Origin of the sequence: Thermoanaerobacter siderophilus SR4 (assembly GCF_000262445.1) — a bacterium.
In the GTDB taxonomy this organism is placed as follows: domain Bacteria; phylum Bacillota; class Thermoanaerobacteria; order Thermoanaerobacterales; family Thermoanaerobacteraceae; genus Thermoanaerobacter; species Thermoanaerobacter ethanolicus.
In genome coordinates this window covers 2335270-2351202 of sequence record NZ_CM001486.1, presented here as the reverse complement: position 1 = coordinate 2351202, position 15933 = coordinate 2335270, and the positions used below count along the sequence as shown (strand labels likewise).

The window sequence follows — 15933 nt, the reverse complement described above, 5'->3', positions numbered from 1 at the left end:
GATGTGTAATGTTGAAAAAAGGGGTGGCGGCAATGTGGGAAGTTGTTGTTGCAATTTTGGCATCAATTGTAAAGGAAATCTTAAATCTTGGTTACTTGACAAACACCAACTCTTTTCCCAATCCACTTACTCCAGAAGAGGAAAAAAAATATTTAGAAGCTTATAGAAACGGTGATGAGGAAGCGAGGAATATTTTAATAGAGAGGAACTTGAGATTGGTAGCCCATGTAGTAAAAAAATACAGTGGAACTGGTAAAGATATAGACGACTTGATATCTATTGGAACAATAGGGCTTATAAAAGCAATTTCTACTTTTGATTCTTCAAAAGGTACTCATCTTGCCACATACGCAGCAAGATGTATAGAAAATGAGATACTTATGTCTATAAGAGCAGAAAAAAAGATGAAAGGGGAGGTTTTTTTACAGGATCCTATTGGAGTAGATAAAGAAGGCAATGAGATATCTTTGATGGATGTACTTGGCACAGAGGAAGATGAAATATCAGAGCAAGTGGAGAAAAAACTTCAAATTAAAAAGTTGTACAGTAAAATGAACAGCGTTTTAAAAAATAGAGAACGGTTAATTATAGAAATGAGGTATGGTCTGTACAATGGGAAAGTGAGGACTCAAAGAGAAATAGCAAAGATGCTTGGTATATCTCGTTCCTATGTCTCAAGGATTGAAAAGAAGGCTTTAAATAAGCTTTTTAAAGAGCTTTCCATGTAAAACTGTTTGTATTGACAGTTTATTTTTTTTATTATATAATTTTAACAAAATGAGGTGAACATATGTATGAAAAGTTGATTCCTGATATGATAGTGGAAAATATTTATCAAATTGATTTGGATTTTTTAAAAGAAAAAGGAATTACTAGTCTTGTCTTAGATATTGACAACACATTGGTACCTCAAAAATCAAAATTTCCTGATAAACAAACTATCGAATGGTTGGAAAAAATGAAAGAAGAAGGATTTAAAATTTGCCTTATTTCAAATAACACTAAAAGGCGAGTGAATGAATTTAAAGAAAAAGTTGGTGTACCTGGAATAGCTTGGGCTATTAAACCGAGAAAAGGAGCTTTTAAAAAGGCTTTAAAGATTTTAGATGCTAAGCCTAATGAGACTGCTTTGATAGGAGACCAAATATTTACTGATATTTTTGGGGGAAAAAGAGCAGGCTTATATACTATTTTAGTAAAGCCTTTATCGAAAGAGGAATTAGGATGGACTAAGCTTATGAGAAGGGCGGAAAGACATGTACTTAAAAGGATTGAGGAATATGAAAATTAATGCAAATACTAAACTGTATGGTCTTATAGGCCATCCTGTAGAACATAGTTTATCACCTTTAATACATAACTATGCTTTTAATTCTTTAGATTTAAATTGTGTCTACACTGCTTTTGACGTTTTGCCAGAAAAACTTGAAGATGCAGTAAAAGGAGCCAAAGCTTTAGGAATAAAAGGATTTAATGTGACTGTGCCACATAAAGAGAAAATAATTAAATACCTAGATGTGGTCTCAGAAGAAGCATTAAAAATTGGCGCAGTCAATACTGTAGTCAATGAAGGAGGAATATTAAAAGGATATAATACGGATGTCTATGGCTTTATAGACTCATTAACAGAAGTAGGAGAAAAAATTGAAGGGAGGAAAGCTGTTGTTTTAGGAGCTGGTGGGGCTTCTAAGGCAGTTTGTGTTGCTCTTGCTCTAAAAGGGATAGATTCGATAATAATTGCCAATAGAAGTGTTGAAAGAGCAAAAGATTTGTCAGAATATATTAAAAGGGAATTTAAGATTCAGTGCGATTACTGTAGTATAAATGAAGTAGAAGAAATACCAGAAATAGACATGCTTGTTAATACTACAAGCATGGGAATGTATCCAAATGTGGAAGATTCACCTGTTAGCGAAAGAGTGGTTTCAAAAGCTAAATTTGTATATGACCTTATTTACAACCCTTTTGAAACTACTTTTTTAAAACATGCGAAAAAGAATGGAATAAAGTATTCTAATGGACTTTTTATGCTACTTAATCAAGCTAATTATTCTTTCAAGTTGTGGACAGGGGAATTTTTCGACAAAAATTTGGTATACATGTATTTAAAAGAAGGAATTACGCATAATTTGTAGAATATTTTATAAAGAGTAGATGAAGTGAGGCTATATGTGGGCACTTTATGCCTCACGGATACAGTGGTGCAACCGGCTTATGTCGGCTTTATTATTTTTGGAGGTATATTTTATGGCCAAAAAAAAGCTAGGAGAGCTTTTAGTTGAGGTAGGGCTTATAACAGAAGAACAACTAAAGCACGCAATAGAAGTTCAGAGCAAAACAGGAGAAAAGTTAGGAAAAGTTCTCATTAAATTGGGGTATGTTACAGAAAGCCAAATACTAGAGGCTTTAGAATTTCAATTAGGTATTCCACATGTAGATTTGCAAAAATACTATATTGACCCAGATGTGGCAAAATTAATTCCCGAAGCTGTTGCTAAAAGACATACTATTATTCCTATAAAAAAAGATGAAGATGGTATATTGGTAGCAATGGCAGACCCTCTGAATATTTTTGCACTAGATGATGTGAGAATCATTACGAAACAAAATGTAAAGCCTTTAATTGCTTCTGAAGGAAGTATCTTAAAAGCCATAGATAGAATTTACGGAAGAGAACAGGCAGAAAAAGCAGTACAGGATTTTAAAAAGGAGTTTCAAAGTGAAAGTCAAGAAGAGCTGCCAGATGAGATTCTTGAAGAAGTACAAAACGCGCCTGCTGTACGCTTTGTAAATTCTATAATTGAGCAGGCAATAAAAAATAGGGCTTCAGATATTCACATTGAACCTACTGAAAAAGACCTTAGAATTCGATTTAGGATAGATGGACAATTAACAGAAGCTATGAGGACTATAAAAAGTACCCATGCCCCTGTTGTGACAAGAGTAAAAATTATGGCTAATATGAACATCGCTGAAAGAAGACTTCCTCAAGATGGCAGATTTGATTTTACTACAGGTGGTAAAAATATTGACATAAGAGTTTCTTCGTTGCCCACTGTTTTTGGAGAGAAATTGGTATTGAGGCTTTTAGACAAGGAAAATTTTATAATGACAAAGGAGCAATTAGGTTTTGAAGAAGAGGATCTGGTGCTCTTTGATAAACTTATCAAAAGGCCTAATGGCATTGTGCTTTTGACTGGTCCTACAGGTAGTGGGAAAACCACCACTCTTTATGCAATGCTGAGAGAGCTTAACAAACCCAATGTTAATATAATAACTGTTGAGGACCCTGTTGAGTATTCCCTTGAGGGAATAAACCAGGTACAAGTTAATGAAAAGGCAGGCCTTACCTTTGCGACTGCTCTTAGGTCAATTTTGAGGCAAGACCCTGATATAATTATGATTGGAGAAATTAGAGATACTGAAACTGCTGAGATAGCTATTCGTTCTGCCATAACAGGGCACTTAGTCCTTTCCACTTTGCATACAAATGATGCGGCGGGAGCGGTGACTAGGCTTATAGATATGGGTATAGAGCCTTATCTTGTATCTTCTTCTGTAGTAGGGGTTATTGCTCAGAGATTGGCGAGAAAAATATGTGATAACTGTAGAATTTCTTATAAAGCTTCCAAAGGTGAAAAAGAGCTATTGGGAATTTCAGAAAATGAAGACATTACTTTATACAAGGGGAGAGGGTGCCCTGTTTGTAATAAAACAGGCTATAGGGGAAGAATTCCTATATATGAGATAATGACTGTTACTTCTGATATTAGAGAGCTTATAAATGCTAAGGTTTCCTCTGATGTTATTGGAGCTCAGGCTGTAAAAAATGGCATGAAAACTTTACGAGAAAGTGCTAAAAGACTTGTATTACAAGGAAAAACTACAATTGATGAAATGATAAGACTAACTTACGAGGAATGAGGGATATGGATACAAAGGAACTTTTAAAATTAGTAGTTGAAAGAAAAGCTTCAGACTTGCATATAACGGTTGGAGTACCTCCAGTTCTTAGAATTAATGGCTATTTAGAAAAATTAGAAGGGGAGCCTTTTACCCCTGGGCAGACTGAAGAAATAGTTAAGGATTTATTGACAAGTGAGCAATTGAAAAAGTTAGAACAAAATGGAGATATTGATTTGTCCTATTCAGTTACAGGAGTAGGAAGGTTTAGAATAAATGTATACAAACAAAGGGGAAGTTATAGCCTTGCAATAAGGTCTGTAGCTTTGAGAATACCTACAATAGAGGAATTGGGACTTCCTCCAATGCTTAAAGACTTAGCTTTAAAGGCAAGAGGGCTTATATTGGTAACAGGACCTACTGGCAGTGGTAAATCTACTACACTGGCTGCGATGGTGGATTGGATAAACTCTAAAAGGACTTGTCATATTCTCACATTGGAAGACCCTATAGAATATTTACATAAACACAACAAAAGCATAGTAAATCAAAGAGAGATTGGGCATGATGCGGCATCTTACGCTTCAGCTTTAAGGGCTGCTTTAAGGGAGGACCCGGATGTTATATTAGTGGGAGAGATGAGGGATTTAGAAACCATCCAAATTGCTATAACTGCTGCTGAGACAGGCCATCTTGTTTTGTCCACTCTTCACACAATAGGAGCCGTTAAGACGATCGATAGGATTATTGATGTTTTTCCTCCCCATCAGCAGCAGCAGATAAAAATTCAGCTTTCAAATGTTTTAGAGGGAATTATTTCTCAACAGCTTATACCTAAAAAGGACAACACCGGCAGAGTAGTTGCGACAGAAGTGATGATTGCTACTCCTGCTATAAGAAATCTCATAAGAGAAGGGAAGACTTTCCAGATACAGTCGGCAGTTCAAACAGGTAGCAAGTTTGGAATGATGACAATGGATATGTCTATTTTACATCTGTTAAAAAGAGGAGTTATTTCTTTGGAGGATGCATTGACCTATTGTGTGGACCAAGAGAATTTTTCTCGCATGATATAGAGGTGATTATATGCCGTTGTATGCATATAGGGCAAGGGATATGGGAGGAAATCTCGTTACAGGGACTTTGGAAGTTGATTCAAAGGCTCAGTGCATTGATGTTTTAAAGCAAAAAAATTATTATATAATTGACATCAAAGAAGAAGTTGTAAAACAGGACATATTAGATTTTGGCTCTTTTAAAAAGGTAAAGATAAAAGATATTGCTGTTTTTTGTAGACAATTTGCTACTTTAATAAATGCAGGTATACCCATCGTGACGGCTTTGGCCACTATTAAGGAGCAAGTGGAGAATAAAAGGCTAAAAAGAGCTATAAGCGAAGTTTATGAGGAAGTTCAAAAGGGAAGGACTTTGTCTGATGCAATGAAAAAATACGGAGATGTTTTTCCTATGCTTCTTTATAACATGGTGGAAGTAGGGGAAGTGAGTGGAACTCTTGATAAAGTAATGAATGAAATGGCGGACCACTATGAGAAGGAAAATGAATTAAATCAAAAAGTAAAGTCTGCTTTGACTTATCCTCTTATTGTATCTGTTGTAGCTGTATTAGTTGTTATTTTTCTTTTGACAAATGTTTTACCTATTTTTGTAGGTATGTTTAAAAATGCTGGAGTTCAGTTGCCTCTTCCCACTCGAATACTTATTGCTATAAGCAGTTCTATATCTCAATATTGGTACTTTTACACAGGAGTAATTTTCCTGATTTCTTATTCGATTTCGAGTTTTTTGAAGACACCTGAAGGAAGGCGCATTTATGACAGAATGCTTTTAAACATGCCAATCTTTGGCCCTCTAAACAAAAAGATTTTAATTTCCAGGTTTACAAGGACTTTAGGAACATTGATAAGTGCTGGTGTACCGCTTATGAAGGCAATGGAAGTAGTAGAAAAAGTTGTGGGTAATACAGTAGTAGCAGAAGGTCTTGGGAAAGCTCAAGAGGATATAAAAAAAGGCTTACCCCTTTCAGAACCTTTAAAAAGAATTGGCATTTTCCCGCTAATGGTAATTCAGATGATAAGTATTGGTGAAAGTTCAGGTTCATTGGACAGCATATTAAATAAAACTGCGGATTTTTATGACGGAGAAGTGGATACAGCCGTGTCACAAATGACAACTCTTCTAGAGCCATTAATAATTGTTATGCTGGCGACAGTGGTAGGATTTATAGTTATTTCAATTGTCATGCCGCTGTTCCAATTATACAATTTCATAGGCCAGTGATATTGGGAAAGGGGGTGAAAAAGGATGGAATGGTTTGTAAAAGCATTAAACAAGGATGAGAGAGGTTTTACACTAATTGAATTGATTGTTGTCATTGCAATTTTAGGGATACTGGCAGCCATTGCAGTGCCAAGAGTGACAACTTCATTGTCAAATGCTAAGACTAATGCTGATGAGGCAAATTTAAAAATTTTACAAAATGCAATAGAGAGGTATTATGTTGAGCATGACCAAACATACCCAACATCATTAAATGACCTTGTTCCTAACTATATTGACAAAGTACCAAAAACTCAGGATGGAAAAGATTTTAACTACAATTCTTCTACTGGCGAAGTTACTTTACCATAACTTCAGGGCACATTTTTGTGCCCTCCTTAATATTTTTTTAGGAGGTCATTATGGAGATACTACTTTACATACTGATATTTTTATTCGGCACAATTATAGGAAGTTTTTTAAATGTGGTCATACACAGAGTGCCAAGAAAAGAGTCAATAGTCTATCCTCCTTCTCATTGCCCTAAATGTGGACATGAATTAAAAACTATTGATTTAATACCTATATTGAGTTATATTCTACTTAAAGGAAGATGTAGGTATTGTGGAGAAAAGATTTCAGCAAGGTATCCTGTTGTTGAAGTATTGACTGGAATTGTGTTTTTGATAATTTACTATAAATTTGGTTTAGATTTTAAAGCTTTTTCTTACATGTTTTTAGCTTCTATATTGATTTCAATAAGTTTTATTGATATGGAACACAAAATAGTGCCAAATAAAATAATTATTGCAGGATTTGTAGGTGCTATAATCTTTCGATTGTTAATGTACAATTATGGATTTTTGGATTATGTGTTGGGTTTAGTCTTAGGTGGAGGAATTCTCCTTCTCATCTCTTTAATTTCAGGAGGAGAGATGGGAGGAGGAGACATAAAACTTATGGCGTTAATTGGATTTTTTATAGGATGGAAGCTTACAATTTTAGTGCTTTTCCTTTCTGTAATCATTGGAGCATTGGGAGGAGCTATATTAGTAGCTTTGAAAATTAAAGGGAGAAAAGATTACATTCCTTTTGCACCCCACATTTCCATTGCATGGTTTATTTCAATTTTGTATGGGTATGAGATTCTTAACTATTATATAAAATTCATAAGAGGTTAAGCTTATGAAAAGAGAGGAAGGATTAACTTTAATAGAGCTTGTAACGGTTTTGGCAATTTTTACAGTTATAGTTCTTATAGTTATTCCTTCGACTGACTTTTTTGATGCGACAAGGTCAAATGTAAGACTTACTCTTATAGCTCATGAAGTTGTGAAGGATTTAAGATATATTCAGCACAAAAGTATTTTCGAAAGAGAAAATTTATATTTTGAAATCAAACCCGATAAGACTGGTTATTACATAAATAGATATGAGGACGATAAAAATATTAAGACAAAGGATTTGCCTAAAGGAATTATAATAGAGAAAAATATACAAAAAGAAATAAGGTTTAATCAGATGGGGGTTCCATCTACTGGAGGTTGTACAATAACTTTAAAAAATAACAAAAAAGAAATTTATATAACTGTGCTTCCTGCTACAGGGCGTATTATGATAAAGGGGAATTATTAGGAGTGATTTTATGAAGATTTTAAAGGATAATAAAGGCATGACTTTAATAGAGGTACTTGTCTCAATAGCTATATTTGCAATAGTGGCAATACCTCTTTTGGGCATTTTTAGTCAATCTGCTATAACTTCTGCTAACTCTAAGATAAAGACAAAAGAAGCTACAATTGCACAGACAATTGCAGAAAACATAAAGGCGGGAATTGTAAAAGACAAGGCAGACCTTGCCAAAGTAGTAACTGACTTTGAAAAAGAAGGCTTTATAGCCTATGTAGAACAGCAAACCTCTACAGCGGAAGTTTCTCAGTATCAAATAAAAGTAGGAAAAATTGGTTCAAACACTCCTATGTATACCCTTTATGTTATGGCGCCTGCAACGGAAATTACTTCTTATGTTCCTGTAGAAATACCTTCTGAGGAAGACCCAAGTGGAGGCGGTAGCAGTAGTAATGATGCAATAAAGCATGTAGTGGACCTGATAACAATAGTGATAATTGCTACATGGACTGCTTTATTTTTAGTTTTTGTGGTAATCACATTGGGTTGGAATGAGGTTACCAAAACAAAAATTTTCACTATAGCAGACACTATTGTTAACATGATAAAACAGGGAGTTACTAGTTTAAAAGCAATAGGGACAAAAGCTTCAGAAATTACTGGCGTTAAGGTTCCATGGTGGTTAAAATGGTGGTGAGAAAAGAAGAAGGATTTACCCTCATCGAACTTATCGTAACATTGGCAATACTCGGAGTGGTAATAGGAGTTTACTCTTCTTTATATTATTCGGGCTTTAAATCCTTCATAAGCACTGAAAACAGTGTAGATGTAGAGCAAAATGTCAGGTTTGCTATGAATTATATCATATCTTTATTAGAAAAAGGCCCTTCTGAAGTCATTATTATTGATAATGGCCATGGCTTATTGATGAAAGATGTGAATAATCGTGATGAGATTACAATAAAGCTAGACAACAAAAAACATGCTTTGTATATTAATGACAATGTAGGTCACGAATTAGCTGTAAAGATTTACGGATTTAATATAATTCAAAAAAATGGCAACATGATAAATATTGAAATAATTGGACAAAGTGATGATAACGGCTCAAACAGATTTTCTCTTTCTACAGACGTTTTTTTAAGAAAGAGTGGTATAAATGTTCAATGAGAGAGGTTCTGCTTTAATTTTTACTTTAATGGTAATTTTGATTCTCACAGTTTTAGCTGTAGCAATTTTAGAAGTAACTGTTACCAATTACAAAATTTCTCATGCTTATGCAAACTCTATCTCAGCTACTTATGCAGCAGAAGCTGGCCTTGAACGAGTAAAAAATGAATTTAACATAGCTTTGTTAGATGCTTATCAAGGAAAAGGTAAAGGAAAAGGGAAAGGTGAATTTTGGATAAATGTAGTTGAAAATAAAAATACAACTAAAATTCAGTATAAACAAGATGCCAAAAATTTATTAAAGGAGTCATTTGGACTTGACATCCCAGTAGGGGAGTGGATTTCACTGGGTGATTCAGGACAAGAGTATAAAATTGACAGTATAGAAATGGTTCCTCCTTCAATTAAAGCTTTTGAAAATGAAGGAACTCAAGTTTTAAACTATAAAGTACGTGCATGGACGGAAGGTAGGATGAACAAAATCGTACGTTACGGTTATGCGGAGATTACATTTAATATTAATGTAAATATTACGAAGATGGGTTCTGATAAGAGTGCGAATTATAAGGTGATTCTTAGTGGTAATGCATCACAGTCTCCACCTATAGTAGATAAGTGGATAATTGATTCAATTCCACAAACACAATAAAAATAAGGAGAGGGTTTTTATGCATCTTAAAAATTACATGGAAGACGCTGTTGACCAAATGATGGATAAGGTTTTGAAAGATTTAGACGTTTGTAAATGCGACAGGTGTAGAATGGACATAAAAGCTTTAGCACTTAACAATTTACCTCCAAAATATGTTGTATCAGAAGAAGGAGAACTATATGTAAAGACAAATGAGTTAGCCAGGCAATTTGAGGTAGACATAATAAAAGCTATAACAATGGCTGCTATTAAAGTGAATAACAATAAGCGCCATTAGGAGGTAAAAAATGCTTGGAATTGAAATAGGGAATTTTAATACAAAATTATTAGTTGGAGAAAAAAAGAATAAATTCTTTGGTAAAAGGTTAATGATAAATACGCCTTCTAATGTGATAACTAATGGTAAAATTATTGATATAAATTCATTGGCAGATGTAATTAATGAGACTTTGAAAAGGAACAATATCAAAGAAAAACAAGTGTGTTTTACTATTTCCAGCTCAAATAATATAATAAGGGATTTAGAATTGCCACTAATGAAAGAAGAGGAAGTCGAAAAGGCCTTATACTATGAGATTGAGCAATACATCCCTGATTATGAAAATTATGTAATAGATTATAGATATTTACCTAATATTGCGGAGAAAGATAAAATGATTAGAGTACTGATTGCCTCTTCTCCTAAGGATATAATAGAAAAATATGTTAAATTAGCAGAGATGTTAAAATTAAAATTAGAAGCCATTGATATTTATAGCAATTCAATTTATAAAGCTTGTAAAAAGGTGAATTTAGCTGAAGGAATAGTGTCAGTTGTAGATATAGGGGCAGTTGTTACCAATGTGACGGTGATTGATAACGGAAATTACATTTTTAGTAGGAGCATAGAGTTTGGTGGAAATAAAATTACACAAATAATTGCGAATGCCTTTAATATAGATTTTCAAGCAGCAGAAGAATATAAAAGGGCAAAAAAATTTATTGGAGAAGAAAACTATAAGGATATAGAAGATACTATACTTTTATCCTTTTCGGAAGTGTTTCAACAGCTAAGCAGAATATTTGATTTTTATTATGCCACATATCATAAAAATATACAAAAAATTATCATGTTAGGTGGTACTTCTAAACTTTTAGGATTGAGAGAATACGTGGAAGATTATTTTAGGATACCTACTTTTGTGATAGAAACAGAAGATTATTTATACTTTTTACCTGTTTATGGATGCCTTTTAAGGGGGGAATAGGTTGAAGGATATAAACCTCATACCAGCTGAACTAAAGGAACAAAAAATGCGAAGAAAAAAACAAATATCCCGTCTTTTTTTTGTGTTTGTTTTAACCACCGTTATTTTTGCCTTAATAGCTTTTCCACTGGTATATATCAATAAATTGTATCAAGACTTAAAATACGCAGATAATGAATTAGGTAAATTTAAAGACATTTCTCAGTTGCAGCAAAATGTAAAAGATTTATCCGCTTATATAGAAAAGAAGAAAAGCTTAATAGAAAAATTGAAAAAGCAAAAAGTGGATGCAGTAGGTATATTGCAAAATTTAGCCTCAAATATACCTGAAAAAGTATCTATTGATTCTTTGAAATATGAGAAAAATATTTTGGAAATAGATGGACAAGCACTTTCAGAATCTGATATAGCAGCTTTTATGCTTAACCTAAGAAGTATAAGTTATGTAGAAGATGTGAAAGTGATATCGGTGGATTTGACAGATAAAGGCCTTCTAAAATATGTTTTACAAGTAAAAATCAAGGTGGTATCATAGATGAAGCTTACAAGAAGAGAAAGAGTATTAATTTACTTTGCTGTCATACTCGGATTTTTTGCACTTTATTATCAATATTATTTAACTCCCAAAATTTTAGAAATACGAAATTTATCTATTGAATTAAAAAATAAAAGACAAATTTTAGAACAAGTAACTGCTTTAAACAATAAAAATTTAAGAGAAGGTTTAGACAAGCAACAAACTCAACTAAAGGAATTAAGCATGATTTTACCAGAAGAAAGGGATATAGAAATTTTTCTTTTTAATTTACAACAAATGGTCAATGATACAGGTGTAAAGACAAAAAGCTTAACTTTTGAAAACCAAGATCAAAGTCAAAAAGAAACTAGTAATGTGAAAAAAGAAGATTTTGTGACAATACCCGTAAATATTACTGTTTCAGGTAATTACGATGAGATTATAGCTTTTCTAAATGAAATACAAAATTCTAAGAGACTTTGTAACATTCAAAGTTTCTCTATTGAAAAAGACCAAAATCAGCACAACCTTCTTTTGACTCTACAGATCTTTATTTATTCAATGAAAGACAGTAGTGGTACTTCAATACCGACAGATTTTTTAAAAGGTAAAAGTGACCCTTTCAAGTCTCTGTATGATGATACCAGAAGTGAACAATCAAATAATGTAGAACAGCCTTCTGCTTCTCAATCTCCTCAAAACATAGATGTGAATAAGGTAATAACTGATACTATAGAAAAAGTTTTAAAAGAGAAAATACCTTCATTGCCTTAGGGAGGAAATATTCATGAAAAACATCGTTTTAACGGGTTTTATGGCTACCGGGAAAACTACTGTTGGCAAAAAAGTAGCTACCACTATGTCCTTCGGTTTTATAGATACTGATAAAATGATTGAAAAAATGGCAAATATGACTGTTTCAGATATTTTTGAAAAATATGGAGAAGACTATTTTAGGAGATTGGAAAAAGCAGCGGTTATAAAAGCAGCTCGATTAAAAAATTTTGTGATTGCTACAGGAGGGGGTGTTGTATTAAATCCTTCAAATATTGTACAATTAAGAAAAAATGGAGTTGTAATTTGCTTTACAGCGAGGCCAGAAATTATATTGAGGAATATAGGAAAGAATAAAGACAGGCCTCTTCTTATGGTGGATAATCCAGAAGAAAAAATAAGACAGCTTCTAAGAGAAAGAGAGCCTTTTTATAGGTTTGCTGACTACACTATTGATGTATCCGATATGACAATAGATGAAGTAGCAGAGGAAGTTATAAAGGCTTACATTAGACTTAAGAAAGGATGAGGGGATTGACGATAAAATTTGGACCTTCTGGGAATTCCGACAGTTTTTACAAAGAAGGGCATAAGTCTTCTCTAGAGATGCCTGAATGGCTTTATAACATGGGGCTTGATGCGTATGAATATTCTTTTTCAAGGGGAATAAAAATTAGCGAAAAGATGGCGAAAGAGGTTAAGGAAAACGCACAAAAATTCAACATAACTATTACTGTTCATGCTCCTTATTACATAAACTTAGCTACTACTGATAAAACCAAAATGGAGAATTCTAAAAGATACTTAATAGATAGTTTAATTGCGGGAAAATGGATGGGGGCAAAAAGGGTAACTTTTCATCCTGGCTCTGCGACTGAAGGGACGAGAAAAGAGGCTTTAGAGAGAGCAAAAAAAGTTTTAAATGAAATTTTAAAAGAGATGGAGGACAAAGGACTTACTGACGTAACCATATGTCCAGAGACAATGGGAAAGAAAAACCAATTGGGTACTTTAGAAGAAGTATTGGAGCTGTGCAATGTGGATAAGAGAATTATTCCTACTATAGACTTTGCCCATTTACATGCAAGAGATAATGGAAGGTTTAAGTCTATAGAAGATTATGCAGAGGTTTTGGATATTATTGAAAGGTATTTGGGAAAAGAAAGGGCGAAAAAGATACACGTCCATTTTAGCAGAATTGAATACACAGATCAGGGAGAAAAAAGGCATTGGACGTTAAATGACACTCAATACGGGCCAGAATTTGAGCCTTTGGCACAGCTTTTCTATGAAAGAAAGATGGAGCCTATTGTCATATGTGAATCAAGGGGAACTATGGCAGAAGATGCTTTAAAACTAAAAGAGATATATCTTAATGTTGCAAAAAGGATGTCGAAAGTATGAGAATTGTAGTAAAAGTTGGTACAAGCACTTTGACATATGAAAATGGTAAATTGAACTTAGAAATAATGGAGAAGTTAGTAAGGCAAATTGCTAATTTATTAAACAGAGGAGAGGAAGTAGTATTAGTAACCTCTGGGGCAATTGGAGCTGGAATGGGAAAATTAAATTTAAAGGAAAAACCTAAAACCATTCCAGAAAAGCAATCCCTAGCGGCTATAGGGCAAGGGCTTTTAATTGAGATTTATGAAAAGTTTTTTAATGAATATGGCAAAATTACTGCGCAAGTTCTTTTGACTAAGGAAGATTTTAGCGATAGAAGAAGGTATTTAAATGTCAGTTATACCTTGTCAAACCTGCTCAAATGGGGCGTTGTGCCAATAATAAATGAGAATGATACAGTAACTGTTGATGAAATTAAAATTGGAGACAATGACACTTTAGCGGCGCTGCTTGCTAGTTTAGTTGAGGCTGACCTTTTGATAATTTTGACTGACATTGATGGACTTTATAATAAAGACCCTCGAATTTATAAAGAGGCAAAAATTATAGAAATCGTAGAAGAGTTTTCAGATGAATTGTTTAAAATTGCGGGTAGTGCTGGGACAAAAAGAGGAACTGGGGGAATGTATACAAAGATTCAGGCAGCAAAGATATGTTGGAATTCAGGAGTTAAGATGATTATAGCGAATGGGAAAATTGACAATGTATTAAATAGGATAGCAAATGGCGAAAAAAATTGGCACTACATTTTTGCCTATGAAAAACCCGATAAATAGCAGGAAAATTTGGATTGCTTTTAATGCGAAAGTGAACGGATTTCTTTTTATTGATGAAGGAGCAGCGAAAGCTATTATAAAGCATGGGAAAAGTCTATTACCAAGTGGAGTTGTAAAAACTGAAGGGGATTATGATGTAGGAGACTGTGTTGCAGTGGTTGACCATCAAGAAAAAGAGATTGCCAGAGGACTTATTAATTATTCTTCAGAAGAAGTTGAAAAGATAAAAGGTTGTAAAACTCATGAAATAGAAAAGGTATTAGGTTATAAATATTATGATGAAGTAATCCATAGGAACAATCTTGTAATACTTGAAAGAGGTGAGAAGTATGGAAATTGAAGTAAAGGCGAAACAGGCAAAAGCTGCGGCAAGAAGAATGGCTGTGTTGGATGAAAATACAAAGAATTTAGCTTTGAATCACATGGCAGATGCTTTAATAAAAGATATTGGAAAAATACTTGAGGCTAATAAAAAGGATGTTGTGGAGGCTGAAAAAAGGAATATAAAAGCTTCTCTCATAGATAGACTAAAACTTGATGAAAAAAGAGTCGAAGCTATGGCAAAAGGATTAAGAGAGATTTCTGCTCTTCCTGACCCTGTAGGAAGTATAGAAAAGATGTGGAAGAGGCCAAATGGACTTCAAATTGGCAAAATGAGAGTGCCAATTGGAGTAATAGGTATAATTTATGAATCTCGCCCGAATGTGACAGCTGATGCGGCAGGCCTATGTTTAAAGTCGGGGAATGCGGTGATTTTAAGGGGAGGAAGTGATGCGATCAATTCCAATATAGCAATTTCTTCTATTCTTGCTGAAGCTGCCTATGAGGCTGGTATTCCTGAAGGGGCAATACAGCTTATAGAAAATACCGATAGAGAAGAAGTAAACCGTATGATGAAGTTAAATGGTCTAATTGACCTCATTATTCCTCGAGGGGGAGCAAGTCTTATAAAAAATGTTATTGAAAATTCTACAGTGCCTGTAATAGAGACAGGAGTAGGCAATTGCCATATTTTTGTAGATGAGACTGCCAAGTTTAATATGGCAAAAGACATCATTGTGAATGCAAAAGTACAAAGACCAGGGGTATGTAATGCAGTAGAGACAGTTTTGGTTCACAAATCTATTGCAAAAGAATTTTTGCCTTTAATGGTAGAAGAATTGACTTCTTTGGGAGTAGAAATAAGAGGGTGTCAAATTACAAAAGAAATATGTCCTCAAGTTAAAGATGCTACAGATAAGGATTGGGAAACGGAATATTTAGACCTTATACTGGCTGTAAAAGTTGTAAATGACATAGAAGAAGCCTTAGACCATATTTCGAAGTATTCAACTGGCCATTCTGAAAGCATTATTACAGAAAATTATGAAAATGCCATGATGTTTTTAAAATCAGTAGATTCGGCTGCTGTATATGTAAATGCTTCTACTCGCTTTACAGATGGAGGAGAATTTGGTTTTGGGGCAGAGATAGGAATAAGTACACAAAAAATGCATGCGAGAGGGCCAATGGGACTTAAAGAACTTACCACCTACAAATATGTAATTTTAGGTAGTGGACAAATAAGGAAATAAGGTGTATTAT

General features: G+C 33.9%; 19 protein-coding genes, 1 pseudogene and 1 riboswitch. All 20 genes and pseudogenes read left to right on the top strand.

Annotated features, from left to right (window positions below; all coding sequences use genetic code 11):
- Positions 1-32 precede the first annotated feature (32 nt).
- The 20 genes and pseudogenes from sigK (at position 33) to THESIDRAFT1_RS11565 (ending at position 15923) form a co-directional block, all read left to right on the top strand.
- A complete protein-coding gene (gene sigK / locus THESIDRAFT1_RS11660) occupies positions 33-728 on the top strand; it encodes an RNA polymerase sporulation sigma factor SigK (protein ID WP_004396450.1) in 696 nt (231 codons plus the stop codon).
- 62 nt (positions 729-790) lie between these two features.
- On the top strand, positions 791-1291 hold the full coding sequence (locus THESIDRAFT1_RS11655; RefSeq protein WP_006570474.1) for a YqeG family HAD IIIA-type phosphatase: 501 nt from the start codon (positions 791-793) through the stop codon (positions 1289-1291).
- Positions 1281-2135, top strand: a complete 855-nt coding sequence (gene aroE / locus THESIDRAFT1_RS11650) for a shikimate dehydrogenase (protein WP_039929570.1) — start codon at positions 1281-1283, stop codon at positions 2133-2135. The genes THESIDRAFT1_RS11655 and aroE overlap by 11 nt, the downstream gene beginning before the upstream one ends.
- 3 nt (positions 2136-2138) lie before the next feature.
- A riboswitch (cyclic di-GMP riboswitch) is annotated at positions 2139-2221 on the top strand.
- 26 nt (positions 2222-2247) lie between these two features.
- The gene (gene gspE, locus THESIDRAFT1_RS11645; RefSeq protein WP_006570472.1) at positions 2248-3924 is read left to right on the top strand and encodes a type II secretion system ATPase GspE; all 1677 of its coding nucleotides are present in this window, start codon (positions 2248-2250) and stop codon (positions 3922-3924) included.
- Positions 3925-3929: 5 nt separating this feature from the next.
- Positions 3930-4979 carry a type IV pilus twitching motility protein PilT gene (locus THESIDRAFT1_RS11640; protein WP_006570471.1) on the top strand — a complete coding sequence of 350 codons (1050 nt, stop codon included), beginning with the start codon at positions 3930-3932 and terminating at the stop codon, positions 4977-4979.
- Positions 4980-4989: 10 nt separating this feature from the next.
- Entirely contained in the window at positions 4990-6201 is a 1212-nt protein-coding gene (locus THESIDRAFT1_RS11635) for a type II secretion system F family protein (protein ID WP_006570470.1), read from the top strand.
- Positions 6202-6225: 24 nt separating this feature from the next.
- Positions 6226-6552 carry a competence type IV pilus major pilin ComGC gene (locus THESIDRAFT1_RS11630; RefSeq protein ID WP_006570469.1) on the top strand — a complete coding sequence of 109 codons (327 nt, stop codon included), beginning with the start codon at positions 6226-6228 and terminating at the stop codon, positions 6550-6552.
- A 50-nt stretch (positions 6553-6602) separates the two neighbouring features.
- Complete coding sequence (locus THESIDRAFT1_RS11625) at positions 6603-7361, top strand: prepilin peptidase (protein ID WP_006570468.1); 759 nt, start codon at positions 6603-6605, stop codon at positions 7359-7361.
- A gap of 4 nt (positions 7362-7365) precedes the next feature.
- Positions 7366-7815, top strand: a complete 450-nt coding sequence (locus THESIDRAFT1_RS11620) for a prepilin-type N-terminal cleavage/methylation domain-containing protein (protein WP_003869815.1) — start codon at positions 7366-7368, stop codon at positions 7813-7815.
- A gap of 10 nt (positions 7816-7825) precedes the next feature.
- Positions 7826-8506 (top strand): type IV pilus modification PilV family protein, encoded by a 681-nt coding sequence (locus THESIDRAFT1_RS11615; protein WP_006570467.1) that lies wholly within the window; start codon positions 7826-7828, stop codon positions 8504-8506.
- Positions 8497-8979 (top strand): PilW family protein, encoded by a 483-nt coding sequence (locus tag THESIDRAFT1_RS11610; protein ID WP_003869817.1) that lies wholly within the window; start codon positions 8497-8499, stop codon positions 8977-8979. The genes THESIDRAFT1_RS11615 and THESIDRAFT1_RS11610 overlap by 10 nt, the downstream gene beginning before the upstream one ends.
- Positions 8969-9628: a pilus assembly PilX N-terminal domain-containing protein gene (locus tag THESIDRAFT1_RS11605; protein WP_006570466.1), complete on the top strand. Its 660-nt coding sequence runs from the start codon at positions 8969-8971 to the stop codon at positions 9626-9628. The genes THESIDRAFT1_RS11610 and THESIDRAFT1_RS11605 overlap by 11 nt, the downstream gene beginning before the upstream one ends.
- Before the next feature lie 19 nt (positions 9629-9647).
- Positions 9648-9908, top strand: coding sequence for a late competence development ComFB family protein (locus THESIDRAFT1_RS11600; RefSeq protein WP_006570465.1), 261 nt, complete (start codon positions 9648-9650; stop codon positions 9906-9908).
- A 10-nt stretch (positions 9909-9918) separates the two neighbouring features.
- Entirely contained in the window at positions 9919-10878 is a 960-nt protein-coding gene (gene pilM / locus THESIDRAFT1_RS11595) for a type IV pilus assembly protein PilM (RefSeq protein WP_006570464.1), read from the top strand.
- A 1-nt stretch (position 10879) separates the two neighbouring features.
- Positions 10880-11413 (top strand): PilN domain-containing protein, encoded by a 534-nt coding sequence (locus THESIDRAFT1_RS11590; RefSeq protein ID WP_004396414.1) that lies wholly within the window; start codon positions 10880-10882, stop codon positions 11411-11413.
- On the top strand, positions 11414-12169 hold the full coding sequence (locus THESIDRAFT1_RS11585; protein ID WP_006570463.1) for a type IV pilus inner membrane component PilO: 756 nt from the start codon (positions 11414-11416) through the stop codon (positions 12167-12169). It abuts the gene before it with no gap.
- Between the two features lie 13 nt (positions 12170-12182).
- A complete protein-coding gene (locus THESIDRAFT1_RS11580) occupies positions 12183-12698 on the top strand; it encodes a shikimate kinase (protein WP_003869823.1) in 516 nt (171 codons plus the stop codon).
- Entirely contained in the window at positions 12695-13573 is an 879-nt protein-coding gene (locus tag THESIDRAFT1_RS11575; protein ID WP_006570462.1) for a TIM barrel protein, read from the top strand. Before THESIDRAFT1_RS11580 ends, THESIDRAFT1_RS11575 begins: the two co-directional genes overlap by 4 nt.
- Positions 13570-14689: pseudogene (gene proB, locus THESIDRAFT1_RS11570) on the top strand (glutamate 5-kinase). The gene THESIDRAFT1_RS11575 and the pseudogene proB overlap by 4 nt, the downstream one beginning before the upstream one ends.
- A complete protein-coding gene (locus tag THESIDRAFT1_RS11565; RefSeq protein ID WP_006570460.1) occupies positions 14679-15923 on the top strand; it encodes a glutamate-5-semialdehyde dehydrogenase in 1245 nt (414 codons plus the stop codon). The pseudogene proB and the gene THESIDRAFT1_RS11565 overlap by 11 nt, the downstream one beginning before the upstream one ends.
- The last annotated feature ends 10 nt before the right edge of the window (positions 15924-15933 follow it).